The sequence below is a fragment of the Nostoc sp. genome (genome assembly GCF_036917535.1).
In the GTDB taxonomy this organism is placed as follows: Bacteria; Cyanobacteriota; Cyanobacteriia; order Cyanobacteriales; family Nostocaceae; genus Nostoc.
Genome location: NZ_JBALDA010000092.1, coordinates 44,294 through 61,899 on the forward strand (window position 1 = coordinate 44,294; position 17,606 = coordinate 61,899).

Here is a 17,606-nt window from a genome sequence, read left to right on the forward strand (position 1 = left end):
TAAAGAGCCTGACGGTTTTCGCAACCCTAAGCACAACATCTTGCAATCTGCCGCCAAGTAAAAGATGTGGTGTACAACACGGTAGCTAACTTATTGCGCTGCTCTACCACAATCTAAAATCTAAAATTCAAAATTGCCATCAGCGGGTACCGCCACCATTATGACTGTCGGGACCACCATAGTTTGGTGGAATGTATATGTCTTGTAAAGTTTGAGAATTGACCTTATGGGCGATTAAGGTGTTACTGCTACTAGTAGGACCAAAAGAATTAGCACTTGCAGTACTGAATATACCTGTGCAAGCGGCAATTTTTGGGAGCAGTAAATAAGCACCTATGCAGAATATCATAAACTTTGTAATTCGGGAGTTAGTCTTCATCTATTTCAGTAAAATTACTAGTTTTTTATTTCAAAACGTATTTTTTGATTACTACCGTATATTTACTGTACTTTTTCAAAAAAAGTATTTCAACTTTATGAAATTATTGCTGGTACTGTACAAATCATTGTGGTATTCCCTTGTCGATTAACCTTAATTTGCCGATATTAAATAGTTTTCATACTTAAGTGGTATTCTCAACAGGCGATTTTTACATCAGTCTCAGGTTAGATTTGTCAATGATCTACAGCAAGCTTTTTGATTACTTCATTCTTTATTAATAATATCTTAATACTTTTAAGTATAAACACTATGTTTCATAAATCATGAGTTTATAAAGACATGAAATAATACTTATCCAATTGTATAGTTTATAAATTCCGTGAGTAAAGATGTGTAAAGATAAAACAACATATTTATAGTATTAAAAGGATTTTTAAAACTTTACTCTACGTAATAAGCGAATAAGTAAAAGTATAAATTTTAATGTATTTAAAACTACATTAAAACTATTTTTATAATTATTTTTGATGACTAATTATTTTCTGACATAAATTATGAAGTTTAGTGTTTAAGCCAAAAAGCCTTACCAAGTCTACATTTGACTAAAAATTTACCTCGTAAGATATATATGATATTTTTTCAAGACTGTGCCTTAGACGTATCTCTAGTCTAAATTCCAAATTTAAAGGTAAAAATTGTAACTAAGATGGAAAAATCTGGAGACCTGACTCCTGACTAATTAAGCAAACTCGTAGCGATTTTTACCAAGGCGCTTGGCACGGTACATTGCTGTATCAGCTTGTTTCATCAAAGTTTCACTATCTTGACTGTTGTATGGGTAAACACTAATGCCAATACTGGCAGAGACTCGGATTGTATAGCCGTCCAAAACAATTGGCCTGATAATACTGCTTAAAATTTTTTCGGCGACTTGAGCAGCTATTTGGACATCAGGAATTGCCCGTAAAATCACAGTAAATTCATCGCCACCCAAACGAGAAACTGTATCACTAGCGCGTAAAGAGTTGCTGAGTCTTCCAGCAATAGTCATTAGCAAGTGATCGCCCGTCTTGTGTCCCAAAGTATCATTGACTTGCTTAAAACCATCTAGATCGATAAACAGCAGTCCCAGCAACAAGTTATTGTGTTGTGCCCAATGTAAAGACTCGTAAAGTTGTTCGGCAAAAAATTTGCGATTGAATAGACCGGTAAGGGGGTCGTGATACGCTAAATAACGTAAGTGGTCTTCTTTGAGTTTTAATTCATTATTAGAGCGGAATAGTTCAGCAGCATTAAGCTTAAGCTGTTCTTCCATCATCTTGCGCTGAGTAATATCTCGGATGACACCAACTAAAATGAAATTGCCAGCTGAGTCTTTGTGAAGCGATCGCTTAGTAGCAATCTGATGAGTCTGCCCATCAGCATCTGTAAATTCTTCTTCATGTTCTTGGGGTTGCTGAGTCCGAAAAACAAGATCGTCCTGTTGTCGAAACACATCAGCTTCATGTTGTGGGAAAAAGTCATAGTCTGACTTTTCAATTAATAACTTATTTGGATAACCGATAAATCGACAATACGCTTCATTTAAAACAATCCACTGGTGTTGTTCATTTTTTACAAAAATTGGATCGGGAATCGTGTTAATAACGTGATGCAAAAATTCTTTGGAACGTTTCAACTCTTCCTGCATGTGAGCAATATGACTAGTCATCCAAATAGCTGAAATACCAAAGCAAACCAGTGACGGAATGAGAGGTATCCACCAACCAGACAAGAAAGCAAGGTATGTACTCACGGTCAATACAAAGCAAGAAACTAGGATACAGTAGAGACTCCTAGTTGCGTGTCGTATCCGCCATATCGTCACGGCTCCCAGATAAGACCAAACAAAAACCCACAAATATTCCAACAAGTCAGGCCAGACCTTCAGTAATGGTCTTCCATCAACAGCAGCAGAGATTAACTGACTGATAAAATAAGCGTGCAATTGAATAGCAGGTACAGGCTTTGCTATACCCATTACACTGCTGGAGTAGGGAATAAATACAAAATCTTGGAGACTGGGTGCAGTGTAGCCAATGAGTATAATCCGATCTTTGATTAAGTTTGCTTTGACTTTATCTGCCAGTACATCTCTCATCGATACCTGGCGAAAACTACAAAATTCTCCAGATGAACTTTGACATTTGGGTTTAGGGAAATTGGACAAAATTTGGTAGCCTCTATCATCAGCTCCCACATAAGCACCATCATTAGCCTCAAAACGAGTAAATACTGCCTTATCCAATTGCAAATACTCAGGGTTGCTTTTTGCTTTCGTGGGAGTAATTCCCTTTGACTTTAAATACAATAAAGCCAATTTCAAGGCAAAACTTTGGTATTCCTGATTATCAACGTGCCAATATAACAAGCTGCGACGTACTTTACCATCAAGATCGTACAGCACGTTATTAAAGCCCACTTGATCCTGATTTAGTCCCGGTGGAGGTGAAACACTAGCGTTTTTGTTTTTATCATTTGTTAGTAGTTCAATACCAATCAAGTTGGGCATTGACTTATAAGCATTAAGCAGTTCTTGATTACCAGGTTCTACTGGCAAATTTCTGTAGATATCTAAGCCAATAGCACAGGGTTTGTGGGCATTTAATTTTTGCAACAACTGAGCAATCTTTGTATCTGGAATCGGCCACGAACCTACTTTGTCTAAATAGGCCTCATCAATCACTACAATCGTAATCCGGTCTTCTGGTGGTTCATTTGGACGTAAGCGAAAAAATTGATCCAAAACCGCCAACTCCAAAGATTGCAGTAATCCAATGGAGTGCAAAAACAGGACGCAGACTGCAACGCTGGCGGCAGTACTCAATTCTCTGTGTCCTCGACTAAGCGATTGTTTCAGTCTAAAGATTAACTTCACAAAACGCTTGCCTAACTGCTGATTCATTACCATCACCTAATAGGCAGAAATATTCTCTATTTCCTATAGCTATTAACTATCGGACTAACATAGCTCAAGTAGGAGCTAAATAGAGTTTCTAAAAATTTTTCAACTCAGCAAGGTTCATCAAGACATCGTGGTATTTGTGATGTATTACCATATATTGAGACCAATTATCTGACCAAAGGGCAACTGGGACTCTTGTGCCTATCAGCACAGATTAATAAATATTGTTGGAAGTGAGTTCAGTAGATTTAACTCTCAAAGCCTTCTCTAATAAAGCTTACTCAATTAAACTCACATTTGCGATCAATTAGGTATTTTACTGAGAATTATGTTCACTTACAACATACACACCTCCGGTTAGAGCCTGACATGATTACATCCCAAGGTGACCTCAAGTGTTATAAAAATAAATTAAAATATACATTGTTTTCAAGTAAATGTACTTAGTAAATTTCCTTGAGCTTAAGTATTCGCAGGTAAAAGCCGCAGGAAAATTGGTAATTGGGCATTGGATAAGACCTATATAAGTAGGTGGGTAGGAAAATTTATCGTTGAGATAAGGCAGGGGGCAGGAGGCAGGAGGGAAGAGAGTTTTAGCCTAGTTAATTTTTCTTCACAAGTTTGGTTTTATTGTGCCGACTTACTTATCTATTGCCACAAACAAAAAAGCCAACTAGAAACAGATTTTACTGTATTCATCCAGTTGACTATGGGGTGTGAACTACTGAAGGTCAACGTAGGTACTTTACTTAAAATACTTGAAGTTACGAGGCCCTGTGTAACCAGAAACTTTCGCTAGTTCTTCTAAGTTTTGGACTCCGCTATAGCTTTTACCATTAATGATCCAAGTGGGAAAGCCTTCGATTTTTGCGGCTTTACAGAGTTCTGGTTGAGCTTTGAGTCCATCGGGAGCGCACTCTACCTTAACATCATTATTGATTACTTCTTCGGCCTCTTTACCAAAAAGCAGCTTTTGTTCATGACAGTGAGGACACCAATAAGCAGTGTATTCCTTCGCGCCTACCTTCGCCAGATGGCGTGCTAAGGCTATTTCTGCTTCACCAGAAGTAGTGGTAACTTCCCAACCGAACGCTGGGTTAGGGTTTTCCTTGGGAGTAAAGGTAATTTTTGTAGGTTGTCCAGGAGTTCCAGGTGTAACATCTGATTGATTTACACCAGCATAGACGCCTAAAGTACCAATCAGTGTTACCATCCCGACAATCAGGGCGGTAAAGAAGATTTGTCCAATATCCTCCCAAGTCCGACCGATAATCGTTAGTATCAAAAGACTCACAGAGAACAAAGCTGAACCGATACAGTAAGGACAAATAGCTTTGATTTGAGATGTCAGCACATACATTAAGTAGCCGCTAAAGACAGACATAGCGATCGCACCCGCCAGCAGCAGCAACCACGTCCAATTTTCTAGATTCGAGCGCAGCTGATTATTTTGCTCTCGGTTAACTGCTAAGGGAGCCAAAGCCAATATCACCATACTGGTGTATGCCAAAAACCCAAACAAAGCTAATGGCTGACCAAAAACCGTTGCCCAAGGACTGGAAAGCACATCATTACAACCCTTAGCACCAGCCTGCGCCACACAAGCTGCACTGCCTCCTGTTAACTTTTCTATGGTGAGATAACCTGTTGTCAAGGCACCACATCCAGCGATCGCGGCAATCAATGGACGTGACCATCTATGAATCCAAGGAGTAGAACGGCGGCGAATCATAAACTGTTATTGGTAATGGGCATTGGGCATTGGGCATTGGGCATTGGGCAAAACAGTTCCGAGTTTCGAGTTCCTTGGCTTAGAGTAAACAAGTGAGATTCCCCACTCAGCACTCCTGAAGGGCATTGGGCATTGGTCTAATTGAGTATTAATTATTTTCCCCATGCCCCATTCCCCATGCCCTATGCCCTATTCAAGAATGTAACCTCACTTGTTCTGCTGATTTGCTTTCACCTTTAGAGTTCCAATTGCGACGGGCAACTTCCACAAATTGACTGACGCGAATTGGGTCAATTGGTTGCTCTATACGTCCGTGACGTTTCAGGGAACTGGAAACTATTACACCATCTGCTGCTTGCATCAATGTATCAATATTTTCCCAATTGGCCCCACTGCCGATGAACACTGGCGTGCCATTTGCTGCGCCACAAGCTAGTTCCAAATCTTCTAAATTAGGAGGACTACCTGTAGCCCAACCAGATAAAATCACTCCGTCTGCTAAACCCCTTTCAATGGTGTCTTTCACGGCGACTGTGAGATTTGGAGAACTCAAAGGACGGGCGTGTTTCACCAACACATCGGCTAGGATTTTAACATCACAACCTAACTCCCGTCGATAACGCAGTAGTTGATGGGCTTCTCCCTCAATTAATCCCTGGTCGGTTGCCATCACGCCTGTGAGGACGTTGACACGGATAAATTGTGCCTGTACACAACTAGCGATCGCTATTGCGCTTTTAGCATCGTTTCGCAAAACATTTAAGCCTATAGGCAAAGTCACCAAATTCTGTATCCGCTGCACCACAATAGTCATGGCACTCACAACTACTGGATCGACTTGGTTTTTGGTAAACGGCGCGTCGAAAAAATTCTCGACAATCAGACCGTCAACCCCTCCACTTGCCAAGGCTGCGGCTTCTTGTTCAGCACGGTCAATCACCGCTTTTAGGCTACCTCCCCAACGGGGTGAGGTAGGCAGTGGTAGCAGATGAACTACGCCAATAATTGGTGAGCGAGTTTTTAATATTTGATATAAGTCCACGTCTTTAATCCGCCTCGCACAGTCCAGAGTCCAGAATTTTTCGACTATTGAACGCCAGTTCAACACCACTCCCCTAAACCGAGGGAACCTCTTTACAGGAGTGGCTCTTCAACAGGGTAAACCCAGCACTTGACTGGCTCCTCTTGACCCTTGACTCTTGACTTTTTATTAACTAGTCAAATGTGTTTTATGATAGTCGGTTTCTTGCCTCTTTCCTTAGATGGAAATTGGCATCAAACCTCCCATAAGATATGTTAAGATAAAACCTGGCTACAAGAGGAGTTTGCCACTCACTAGACGCAAGGCAGCTTTCCGTGGTTTAGGCGTCTTGTCCGCGCACTGTCGTAGGACTTGCCAATCGCCAGGGTAGCATTACTGCTTTATAGGCGTAGTCGCTTTCGTCGATTTCCCTGAGGGTAGCGACTTCTCACAACAAGCCCTTTGGGCGGCTTCCCGATGGGTAGGTTAACAATGCACACGCTATGGTAATGTAAAATACCAATAGGCGAACTGTTAAAAAACATAACAAGTGTCAAATGTACCCAAAGACACTTCAATTTACCCTGGGGAACAGATTGATAAGAATATCATAACATGACCTCTATTTTTATTATTGATAGAGTCATAACTCTGTAGACAGTTGCTGACAGGGAGAATCTGCAGCTGTACTGTTATTAGAATTAGAAGGATAATAATCGCGAAAAAGCAAAATGAGTGCACAAATGTTTGACTACAAGAAAAAAATGAAGATATTTTCAAAATATGGGTGACAAGCCAACAATTGCCATTTCTCACCTGGGTTGCGAGAAAAATCGAATTGATACAGAACACATGCTGGGAATGCTTGTAAAAGCGGGCTACGGTGTAGATACAAATGAAGAGTTAGCAGATTACGTTATTGTTAATACTTGTAGTTTTATTGAAGCGGCCAGGCAAGAATCTGTCAAAACTTTAGTAGAACTGGCAGAGGCAAATAAAAAGATCGTAATCACTGGCTGTATGGCGCAACACTTCCAAGAACAACTTTTGGAGGAGTTGCCCGAAGCAGTAGCAGTGGTAGGTACAGGCGATTATCACAAAATTGTAAATGTAATTGAGCGTGTAGAACAAGGCGAGCGGGTTAAACAGGTTAGTATTGAACCAACCTACATCGCTGACGAAACTACACCGCGCTATCGCACTACAACGGAGGGCGTTGCTTACCTCCGGATTGCAGAAGGATGTGATTATCGTTGTGCATTTTGTATAATTCCTCATCTTCGAGGGAACCAGCGATCGCGTACTATTGAATCTATCGTCGCTGAAGCGGAGCAGTTAGTTAGTCAAGGGGTGAAGGAAATTATTCTAATTTCCCAAATCACTACTAATTACGGTCTAGATATTTACGGTAAGCCAAAATTAGCCGAATTACTTCGCGCTTTAGGAAAAGTAGATATACCGTGGATCAGAATGCATTACGCTTATCCCACGGGACTGACCCCAGATGTGATAGCGGCTATCCAAGAAACACCCAACGTTTTGCCTTACCTGGATTTGCCATTGCAGCATTCTCATCCAGATGTTCTCCGCGCTATGAACCGTCCTTGGCAAGGACGTGTAAATGATGGGATTATAGATCGCATCAAAACGGCGCTACCAACAGCCGTACTGCGGACAACATTTATTGTTGGTTTCCCAGGAGAAACTGAAGAGCATTTTGAGCATCTACTAGAGTTTGTTCAACGGCATGAATTTGACCATGTTGGTGTCTTCACCTTTTCCTCTGAGGAAGGAACCCCAGCTTACAAGTTGCCAAATCAGTTGCCCCAATTGGTGATGGACGAGCGCCAATACCAAATTATGGAAATCCAGCAACCGATTTCTCAAAAGAAAAATCAACAGGAAGTAGGCAAAATCGTTGATGTCCTGATTGAGCAAGAAAATCCTGAAAGTGGTGAATTAATTGGTCGTTCAGGTAGATTTTCCCCAGAGGTTGATGGTCTGGTGTATGTTAAAGGCCAGGCAAAATTAGGAACCATCGTGCCAATAGCGATTCACCACGCTGATACATACGACCTCTATGGTCAAGTAGTCAATAACTAAATTGTCCTTTGTCTTTTGTCCTTTGTCTTTTGTTAAATGACCCTTACAGATTCACCCTTATCCCAAGATCAACGCTGCATTAATGGCAGTTTTCATGAGGGTTTACCTAAAATTCGGGAACTCACTCGTGGGTATAGCTTCTCCAAGATTTGAGGCTTTGCTATCGCCCTTGGCTGACTAGCCAATAACTAATGACTAATGACTAATGACTAATGACCATTGTACAGACGCGATTAATCGCGTCTCTACTGACTAAATGACTAATCCAAAATTCCTTACATAAAATTTAGGACGAATTAATGACTCTTTCATTTCAAGAATTAGGTATTTCCCAAGAACGTGTCGAACAACTAGAAAAAATTGGTTTTACTGAACCAACTAACATTCAAGTGCAAGCAATTCCCCAATTGCTTGCTGGTCGTGATGTCGTAGGTCAATCTCAAACTGGAACAGGCAAAACGGCAGCATTTTCACTACCAATTTTAGAGCGCCTGGATATTAATCAAAAAGCCGTGCAAGCCATAGTTTTAACACCAACTCGTGAATTAGCGATGCAAGTTCACGATGCGATCGCCCAATTCATCGGTAATGAAGGATTGCGGGTGTTAGCAATCTACGGTGGTCAATCAATTGACCGTCAAATGTTACAACTCAAACGTGGCGTTCACATAGTCGTGGGTACTCCCGGACGGGTGATCGATTTGCTTGATCGCGGCTGTTTAAAGCTCGATCAAGTCAAGTGGTTTGTATTGGATGAAGCTGATGAAATGTTGAGCATGGGCTTTATCGACGATGTGATAAAAATCCTCTCGCAAGCGCCCGTAGAACGCCAAACAGCTTTATTCTCGGCAACAATGCCACCATCAATTCGGATGTTGGTGAACAAGTTCTTGCGATCGCCGGCGACTGTCACCGTTGAGCAACCAAAAGCCGCTCCTAACAAGATTAATCAGGTAGCTTACTTGATCCCTCGCCACTGGACAAAAGCCAAAGCTTTACAGCCGATTCTGGAAATGGAAGATCCAGAAACAGCTTTAATCTTCGTCCGCACCAGACGCACAGCCGCAGAACTCACCAGTCAGTTACAAGCAGCTGGTCACAGTGTTGATGAATACCACGGTGACTTGTCGCAACAAGCGCGGGAACGGTTATTAAGCAGATTCCGTAACCGTCAAGTTCGCTGGGTGGTAGCAACTGATATTGCAGCGCGAGGGTTAGATGTGGATCAACTCTCCCATGTGATCAACTATGATTTACCCGATAGCGTAGAAACTTACGTCCATCGCATTGGTCGTACTGGTCGTGCTGGTAAGGAAGGAACAGCAATTTCTTTAGTACAACCATTTGAGCGGCGCAAGCAGCAAACATTTGAACGTCATAACCGCCAAAGTTGGCAATTGCTGTCGATTCCGACACGCGCCCAGATTGAAGCGCGACACATCCTGAAATTACAAGAACAGGTGCGGGAAGCTTTGATGGGTGAGCGTTTGGCTTCATTCTTGCCAATTGTCAGCGAATTGATTGAAGAATACGATCCTCAAGCGATCGCCGCAGCTGCACTGCAAATTGCTTACGATCAAACTCGTCCTGCTTGGTTGAGTTCAGACGTGGAAATTCCCCAAGAGGAATCCTCTACTCCTAAACCCAGACTCAGTAAGCGTCGTGAATCTTCTAGCGATCGCCCCCGTTCTGTGTGGAAATCAGATAACAGCAATGGTGAAGAAGAAAGACATTCTTCTCCCAAGCCCAAGCTGCGGACAAATCGTGAGTCTTCTGCATCTCCTAGTAAAAAGCTAGGTTCACCTACAGCCAGAGAATCAGCTTCTTAGTCAACAGTTAGAAGTTAATCAATTTTGGATTTTAGACTTTTCTTTTAATCCCTTCTCCCAAGGGGAGACGCTGCGCGAACGGGTTCAGCAGTCGCTCATGGGGGAAACCCCCAAGACCGCGCTGCTTCACCAAAATCCAAATCTAAAATTCGCAAAGTTGAGAGTTGAGAGTTAAAAGTCAAGAGTTAAAATTTTGACTTTAGACTCTTGACTTTTTGGCTTTTTTAGATATTTTAAAAATACTACAGCCATAGACGACTAACTTGTTCTAACTCTCCAATTTCATCCTTGCTCAATTCCCAACCTAAAGCGCCAGCATTTTGCCGCACTTGTTCGGCTGTCTTCACTCCAGCAATAGGAATAACATTCCCCTGAGCAATTAACCAGTTAAGAGCAACTTGAGCAGGAGTGCGATTGTATTTTTCCCCGAGGCTGCGTAGCAAAGATATGACTGGGGCAATCTTTTGCAAACCTTCTTTCTTGAATCGTGGGTCTATTTTCCTGCGACCAGTGGGCGTTTGAGCACTATCAATACTGTACTTGCCTGTAAGTAATCCCTGAGCTAAAGGACTGTAAGCCAAAATAGTCATACCCAACTCACGCGCAGTTGCGATAATACCTTTGCTTTCAATTTGGCGACTGAGTAAAGAATAGCGTACTTGGTTCACAGCCAAAGGTACTTCACGGGCCGCCAATATTTGATGTGCGTCTCGCATTTGCTCTGCTGAGTAATTACTCACACCGACTGCGGCAATCCTGCCCCGCTTCACTTCATTTGCTAAGGCATTCATCAAAGTTTCTTGGCTTAAAAAGAAAGCAAAAGGCCAATGCACTTGATACAGGGCGATTTGCTCAAGTTGTAGCCGTTTGAGGCTGGCTGTTAAAGCCTCAGAGACGGATTGGGCTGTAAATCGCCACGGTAGGGGCCCAAATTTTGTGGCGATTTGTACAGGCTGTTGTGTCTGTTGCAGAAATTGTCCCAAAAATTTCTCACTCTTTCCCATTCCGTAAACTTCAGCAGTATCAAAGAAGGTAACACCAGCTTCTAAGGCTGCGGTAAAGGCTTCTTGTAACTGTTCTGGGCCGTAGCGATCGCCATAATTCCAAAATAGTTTATCACCCCAAGCCCAAGTGCCTATGCACAAGGGTGTAACAACTGGGCCATTTTGCCCCAATGTGATGTTTTCCAAGGTTGCAAAATTTAATTTATTTACATTTCTTTACTTTTATAGTGTATCGTTATAGCCAAAATTGGGCATGGGGGTTGACGCAGTATTTTCAAAGTGCGTAGGCGTAGCCCGTCGTATACATCGCAGCTTGCATAAAGATTTACAACTTACACCTGAGAATCTACTATTCTCAAAATTAAGGGAGGCTAATAACCTCCCTTTTCTAATAATTGAGTGTATTTACTTCTATTTATGAATTCAATGATTTATCCTGCTTGGCTTTTTTGATTAATTCCATGTAAACATTAATCTCACTAATTTCTACGTCATGCTCAACTCTGGTTACTTTCCATTTCTCCTTTTTTAGGTAAACTTCCTCTCCTACTCTGGGAGTAAATTGGAGATCATAGAACTTTTTTATAAAATCTCTTTGGTTTTCTTCCCATAATATGACTTTGACTGATTCTTTACTCATTGCTTATGCCTTTTTAGTTACTAGATGAAGGTAAGTAGTTTGATGACATACATAGGGAAAGTTTATCTTACTAATTCAATGGAATAGCGTAGTTAAAACCACATTTTAATATTGATATTTTTATGTGGTTTGATTGCGTCCGATAAAGTTACAGGGTAATGCGAGAACTTTAGTAAATTTTACTATTGGGTATATTTGAAAATATTTCTCCGTGTGTTGGGGGTTAGAAAAATAAGTAAAATCCGTCAAACTAAGAGTTATTGCCGTTGATCAATACTGATTAATACAGTCATTTAGCAACACCAAAATTTTTATACTCCCTAATATACTTAAATGGAAAAGGAATTACGGTACTTTGCCCTGTGCGGACAAAATCAACATCCATAGTTTCAAGGAGTTGTCTGAATATCAGTTTTGAGTCATCCACTGCTACGATTTTACGAAGATGACAGGCATCTTTGAAAGAGAATTGCACCTTTTCTTTTCGGTCTCCAACAAAGTAATAAGCTTCTTTTTCGGTTTCACCAAAATATTTTATGTTAAGAGAAGCGTCGAATAAATCTTCTTTGGTCTGGTTATCCTGGGGGAACTTCAATCGAATTTGATATTGGTCGAGAAGGTAATCTCTAAAACAAGTAGCCTCACTTGTACTACTGACATCAATATCCTTGTCTCCTACCTTCCTTGTTGTTCCCAAATACTGTGCGATTAAAGACTTAAAATCCCCTTTCGATATAGGTTGGCTACCAATTTTTATAAGTTCCAATGATAATAATTTAAATTTTTCAATATCAAGGTCAGATGGTTCTTGTAAAAATTCTTCAACTATATCAGCTAATTCATTTCCCTTTCGCTTGTTTTCGGGAAGTTCAGTTTCGACCTCCCTAAGAATAGCTTCAATTTTAGAAAGGTCAGGAATAGTAATTTCATCTGTTATAAATATCTGATTTATATCACCAGCATCAGAAATAACAAGACCTTCTAAGGTGTTGATTTTATATCCAGAGCTATCCTCTGTCATGAATTTTCTATATTTCTCAAACTTTTGCCAGTTAAATAATATATCTTGACCATCCATTTCGTAGAATTCAAAATTACCATTTGGTTGAATTTCCATAAAAATTACGTGGTCTGTATCTTCATCCCAAGCAGCAAAAGTCCAAATTCCTTTGAGTTGAAGTTTAGCCCAATCAAACAAGTTCAATGTTCGAGAACTAATATCACGCTTTATCAGCTGTTCCTTTATAATTGTTTTAACAATAGGCTCAGAGACAGTTTTAGTTGATTCAATTGTCAGATGTTGTCGCTGAAATTTATCTGTTGAAGGGAGGTATTCGTCCTTTTGGCCGCTTTTTTCATAAAAATCGACATCATGTATAATTCTAAAATTTAGAGCGCTTTCTTTATCACGTTTACCGAAAGTGATTAGTTTTTCATCAGTGATATAAGGAAGAAGAAATTTTTTCAGCGCAATTACTAAATTAGCAGAATCTTCATCATTAACTTTATCAACTATATATATTGCCTGACCGTCCAGTTTTGAGTGAAGTTGTTTTGGACTTTTAAGCAAAGTGCTTTTGAGTTCAATGCTGCGATCAATTTCAAGAGTAGAAAAATCAACGCTCATGTATTCAGATAGATATTCTTGAATACTGTTGAAGGCTTGATACAAAATTCCTGCTCGGCTCTTCTCAAAGTCCTTTATGCTTCTAAATTCAAGGAAATTAGTATGAAGCTTTTTACCTTGTTTACCACATTGTATGTAAGACTTTGTAGGATCTGTATCTTTACCATCAGATGGAAGCCACCTTCTCAGCATTCCTGTGCCACTATGGAACACATATTCAGGTCTTTTAAGAATTTTTTTTAATTCTCCCGTGCCTTTATATTCTTTTAATATGGAAACCTTTTTTCGATAAGAAGCTACATTAACGTTCAATAAGAATTCATTTTTTTGACTCTCATCACGACTAAGAGTGATTTCAGCAACGCCAATTGCATCATAAAGCTTATTTGTTAATGGAGGGACTTTAAGTAATGCTCCAGTCAGATTTGAGAAATGTAGATGTTTAAATCTAGAGCATGATGAACCTAGAGAGTTCATTAATAAGCGGGCAAGTGTTACTTCACATATACATTCATCATTTCCAGTATAAACAGCCTCGGGTTTTACCTCAATTGCAGATACACTAGCAAATTTAGGATCAGTTCTAAGTTTTTGAAGTAATGCGTAAGTATCATTTGATTTTTTATCAAACATAGCATAGGCATATTGAGCATATCCAACTGACATGGCTTTATAATCTTCGCCTATAATATGATCGAGTTCTTCCGCTCCCCACCATTTGCCATTTTTGTCTCGTTTGAAGCGGATGAAAACAAAATCTCTTTCAATAGTATCAATATGAAAATTTATCTTTAGTCTATTTGTAAGAATGCTCATATTAGAAATTCATTCACAAGAAATTTAAGTGCTAAATTATCGATTTTATCATTTTTACAAAGATAGGGAACTTCTATAATTTTTCCGTCAAATGATGGAATCGGTTGAAAGGGAGTGTTGGAAGAACCAAGAATGTTGATAACAAAAACTCTTTCTGCTCCAACAATCGCCATTTTTTCACAGATTTTATCAATTATTTCATCAGCTTTGACTGCAACCCGATCATTCCATAGCTTGAAGTCTATATAGATATTTTGCTCTGTTTTAAAGTCAAAGAGTTCAAATTCATCTATATTCAGTTCTAGTAAGGGAATATTTAAGAGGTTTTGAAAAATATGTTTTCCACATACTTCACCTAATGCCCCTTTATAAATATTGTTGAACATTGGAGGGGTCAGCATTAATTTAGATTTAGGAAATGTTGTTGCCCAATTAGAATCAGTGAACAATTTATGTAGAGTATCAATTTTCATCAACTCTGAAAGACGAGCAGTTCGTTCGTTCACTTCTTTAATTTCTCTTTTTCCGTAGTCATCAGAAAAGAAAACTTCAATATCATCATAGTCATTTTCATGTGAGAAATAATATGAATCGGCAGGTTTTGGCAAATGCAGGTAAATATTATTCCAGTTAATATTGCATTCTGACTCTTTTACAATACTTGGTTGATAAAGAACTTGTTCTCTTAGTTCTTGCCACTTTTTAACACTCTGTTTTGTCCACGGCGTACTTAGTTGGCGACGTATGTAAACAGCAGTTTGATTGCTTTTATGGGATGCACGGTTTTGTGCTTCTATTAAATCTTCAGATTGGTTAGTCGATTCACCTGCTGATTCAAGGAGAGCAGTATATTCACGAATAGGAATTACATCTTCTGGTAGAGAAAACCCGATTAAATGTTTTCGGATAGAAGCGTCAGCAAGAATATGAATTGTTGGAGCCTTCATATTGGTACGACATATTCGGCCTAGTGCCTGAATAATGATTTTATTTAAGTAACGTGAATAAGCATTTGTCTTGTATGGGCTGATAAAGTCTTCAGCCTTTCGTCTAGGCTTATATCTTCCTATATATCTATGAAAAGCTTCATCTAGCTTGCTCTTAAACTGGTTTAGTGAAAAATCTCCATTCTCACGAATAAATTCCAATTGAAAAATATATTTTATAAACTCATCATCATTTATATTATTCTCAAATATATTAACAATAATATTTGTTGGGTTATCTAAATATATCCCGTTAATATCCATGTTTGAATGTCTGGGAAAGCTATTAATATATATTGGCTCTAAGCCAGAAGGAACCGGAAATTGTAAATTTTGTCCAACTCCAATTGTTTGGTATGCAGAAATAATAAATCGGCGTTTATTATCTTTTAGCTCATTTAGCAGTTTTTCTTTATTTTCTTCAAAGTTATTTCCACTAAGTACAAAAAATGTATCAGCCACAGAACCTTCAATAGTATTTTGATGGCTATCCAATAAAAATCCCGCATATTTATGCAATATATGCAGGTCGAACTTTGGGTCGGAAGGCTTTGGTAATTTACTGAAAATACAAAGGAACGCATGACAATCAGGATTATCCAAAAAATATTTCCATGCTATTAAAGCTCTTACATAACGGCAAAATGAAGATTTAATGCTTTCCTCATCATCATTAGTAATTGTATGGCGAAGAGTATTCCATAAATCCTGTGCTACTTCTCGATCACTAAAAAGTTCTTCAAACTGTTTGATTGCTTCTTTTTGTGTATCTATCCCAATAAATTTAGTTTTTATAGAGACTTGATTATATCCTTGAGTCGCTTCGTTATATGCGTTTTTCAGTTTAACAAGAGCATCATCTTTAATACGTATAAATGAATCTCCCAAACGAGATTTCAGATACTCAAGATCATAATTGCCAATGTTTGTATAAAGCCCAGCAGTAGCTGAAATACCTACTACCAAAGCCTTTGAGCAAACTCCAGCCAAAAATGATTCGGGTGTACGGCTGAAGTTGAACATATATATTTTTGATAATGTATCATGCTCATCACTATCGACGATATCATAGTAACGAAACCCTTTATCATAAAAAGTCTGATTTTGGATTGTTCCTTGATAGGGTTGCAAGCCATAGGGCAAATCATCTTCAAGAATTTTACGGGTTAAAAATTCGACATCTTTAAGGTGAAAATTATTAAGAACTGTCTGAATAGCTAATTTAAGGGGAAAAGTTTCCTGTCCGCCTTTATCTTCCTCTTTTAAATGGCGATAGTTATTGGCTAAATACTTAATTCCTGTCTGAAAATATGATAAATAGCCAGTAATAGTGCTCAGTAATTCCTGTATATCAATACCCGTCTTTTTATCTTTAATATTAAAAGTATTAATCCAATTTGTACGGCTATTTATATCTCCAATCATCTCGACACGTTGATTTCGATCCAATACATTATGAAATTTATAATCATAAAAAAGAAAGTTTCTTTCCTTAGTTGAAAAATTTTCATGAGATTTACAGATATGCTGTAATTGATATTTTTTGAATATATAATTAGCTTTCTCTCGTAATGATTCAATCTGTTCTCGTAGAGATGACCAATTTTTAGCTGAAGGTTGCTGTTTTCGCCATTTTGATTCTTGTAAAAGTACTTCAGGGCATTCGGTTTGCATCAGATGATTATGAATATTTAAAAATAAATCAATAAGATCCACTCGATTTCTTAACCCAGATTGAATAATATTTTTTAGTACAGCTTCTTTGGTAGTATCAAACTCATCAATAAAAATAAGTGATTTATTAATGAACCGCTCAGAGAAGTAATATGATGGTTCGATAAGTGTTGTGTTTTGAGCAACGAACTTATCTATACTAAGAAATAAAATAGTTTTATCATCTGTAAATACTGCGGGATAAAGTTCTCCAATCCATTGGTAATCTTGATTGTTCTTTACGGCTAACAGACGGGCTTTTTTCGTTTTAAAATTTTCTGACAATGTTCTTTTAATAATATCTCGGAATGCTGGCTCAATATTTTTACGAATATCTGTTTTAATGTTTTCCTTAAAATCGCTAGGTAATTGCTCATATTGGAGCATTTCTATATATTTTTTTAGTTGTAAATATATTTTATTTTTAAATTTATCAGGAATTCGTTGGTCAAGGTTTAGTAAGTTGTTGATAACAGGGTCGACATTAGAATCAATAAAAAGAACATACTTTTCAAAATCTTCCTCATTTCCATTGGCGATAAAACGTTTTTTGAGTTCGTCGATGGGTAGGTTTTTCTTGAGGTTAGTAATAAACAGAATTTTTCTCTTTTGCTTGGCAAATTCTTTGTAATTAGAACATATAAACTTTAGAACAATGTATGTTTTACCCGAACCAGTTGCCATACTTAGAAGAAGCAGCCCAAGATTATCTTTTTTACAGTATTGGTTTAATATTTCTTCCATATCCCTCATAACCTCATTAAAATTGAAAAAAGTTGGATGTGAATGCTAAATCTAAATAGCGATCG

9 protein-coding genes are annotated in these 17,606 nt (G+C 38.6%); 2 read left to right on the forward strand and 7 right to left on the reverse strand.

The features are described 5' to 3' along the window. Positions 1 to 1,121 precede the first annotated feature (1,121 nt). The 3 genes from V7K56_RS30875 to btpA form a co-directional block, all read right to left on the reverse strand. Positions 1,122 to 3,326 (reverse strand): CHASE2 domain-containing protein, encoded by a 2,205-nt coding sequence (locus tag V7K56_RS30875; protein WP_334916914.1) that lies wholly within the window; start codon positions 3,324 to 3,326, stop codon positions 1,122 to 1,124. A 745-nt stretch (positions 3,327 to 4,071) separates the two neighbouring features. Next, positions 4,072 to 5,058, reverse strand: a complete 987-nt coding sequence (locus V7K56_RS30880; protein WP_334916916.1) for a vitamin K epoxide reductase family protein — start codon at positions 5,056 to 5,058, stop codon at positions 4,072 to 4,074. Between the two features lie 193 nt (positions 5,059 to 5,251). Beyond that, positions 5,252 to 6,100: a photosystem I biogenesis protein BtpA gene (gene btpA, locus V7K56_RS30885; protein ID WP_334916999.1), complete on the reverse strand. Its 849-nt coding sequence runs from the start codon at positions 6,098 to 6,100 to the stop codon at positions 5,252 to 5,254. A gap of 762 nt (positions 6,101 to 6,862) precedes the next feature. Here btpA and rimO point away from each other — a divergent pair. Together rimO and V7K56_RS30895 are read left to right on the forward strand one after the other, a co-directional pair. Further along, a complete protein-coding gene (gene rimO, locus V7K56_RS30890; RefSeq protein ID WP_334916918.1) occupies positions 6,863 to 8,182 on the forward strand; it encodes a 30S ribosomal protein S12 methylthiotransferase RimO in 1,320 nt (439 codons plus the stop codon). Between the two features lie 299 nt (positions 8,183 to 8,481). Beyond that, positions 8,482 to 10,011: a DEAD/DEAH box helicase gene (locus tag V7K56_RS30895; RefSeq protein ID WP_334916920.1), complete on the forward strand. Its 1,530-nt coding sequence runs from the start codon at positions 8,482 to 8,484 to the stop codon at positions 10,009 to 10,011. Between the two features lie 242 nt (positions 10,012 to 10,253). Here the strand turns inward: V7K56_RS30895 and V7K56_RS30900 are convergent, their stop codons facing one another. The 4 genes from V7K56_RS30900 to V7K56_RS30915 all read right to left on the reverse strand — a co-directional run bounded on the left by V7K56_RS30900 (position 10,254) and on the right by V7K56_RS30915 (position 17,541). Next, positions 10,254 to 11,201 carry an aldo/keto reductase gene (locus V7K56_RS30900; protein ID WP_334916922.1) on the reverse strand — a complete coding sequence of 316 codons (948 nt, stop codon included), beginning with the start codon at positions 11,199 to 11,201 and terminating at the stop codon, positions 10,254 to 10,256. A 229-nt stretch (positions 11,202 to 11,430) separates the two neighbouring features. Further along, positions 11,431 to 11,655, reverse strand: a complete 225-nt coding sequence (locus V7K56_RS30905) for a hypothetical protein (protein WP_334916924.1) — start codon at positions 11,653 to 11,655, stop codon at positions 11,431 to 11,433. 289 nt (positions 11,656 to 11,944) lie between these two features. After that, positions 11,945 to 14,098 carry a hypothetical protein gene (locus tag V7K56_RS30910; protein ID WP_334916926.1) on the reverse strand — a complete coding sequence of 718 codons (2,154 nt, stop codon included), beginning with the start codon at positions 14,096 to 14,098 and terminating at the stop codon, positions 11,945 to 11,947. Next, positions 14,095 to 17,541 (reverse strand): hypothetical protein, encoded by a 3,447-nt coding sequence (locus V7K56_RS30915; protein ID WP_334916928.1) that lies wholly within the window; start codon positions 17,539 to 17,541, stop codon positions 14,095 to 14,097. Before V7K56_RS30915 ends, V7K56_RS30910 begins: the two co-directional genes overlap by 4 nt. Between the last annotated feature and the right edge of the window lie 65 nt (positions 17,542 to 17,606).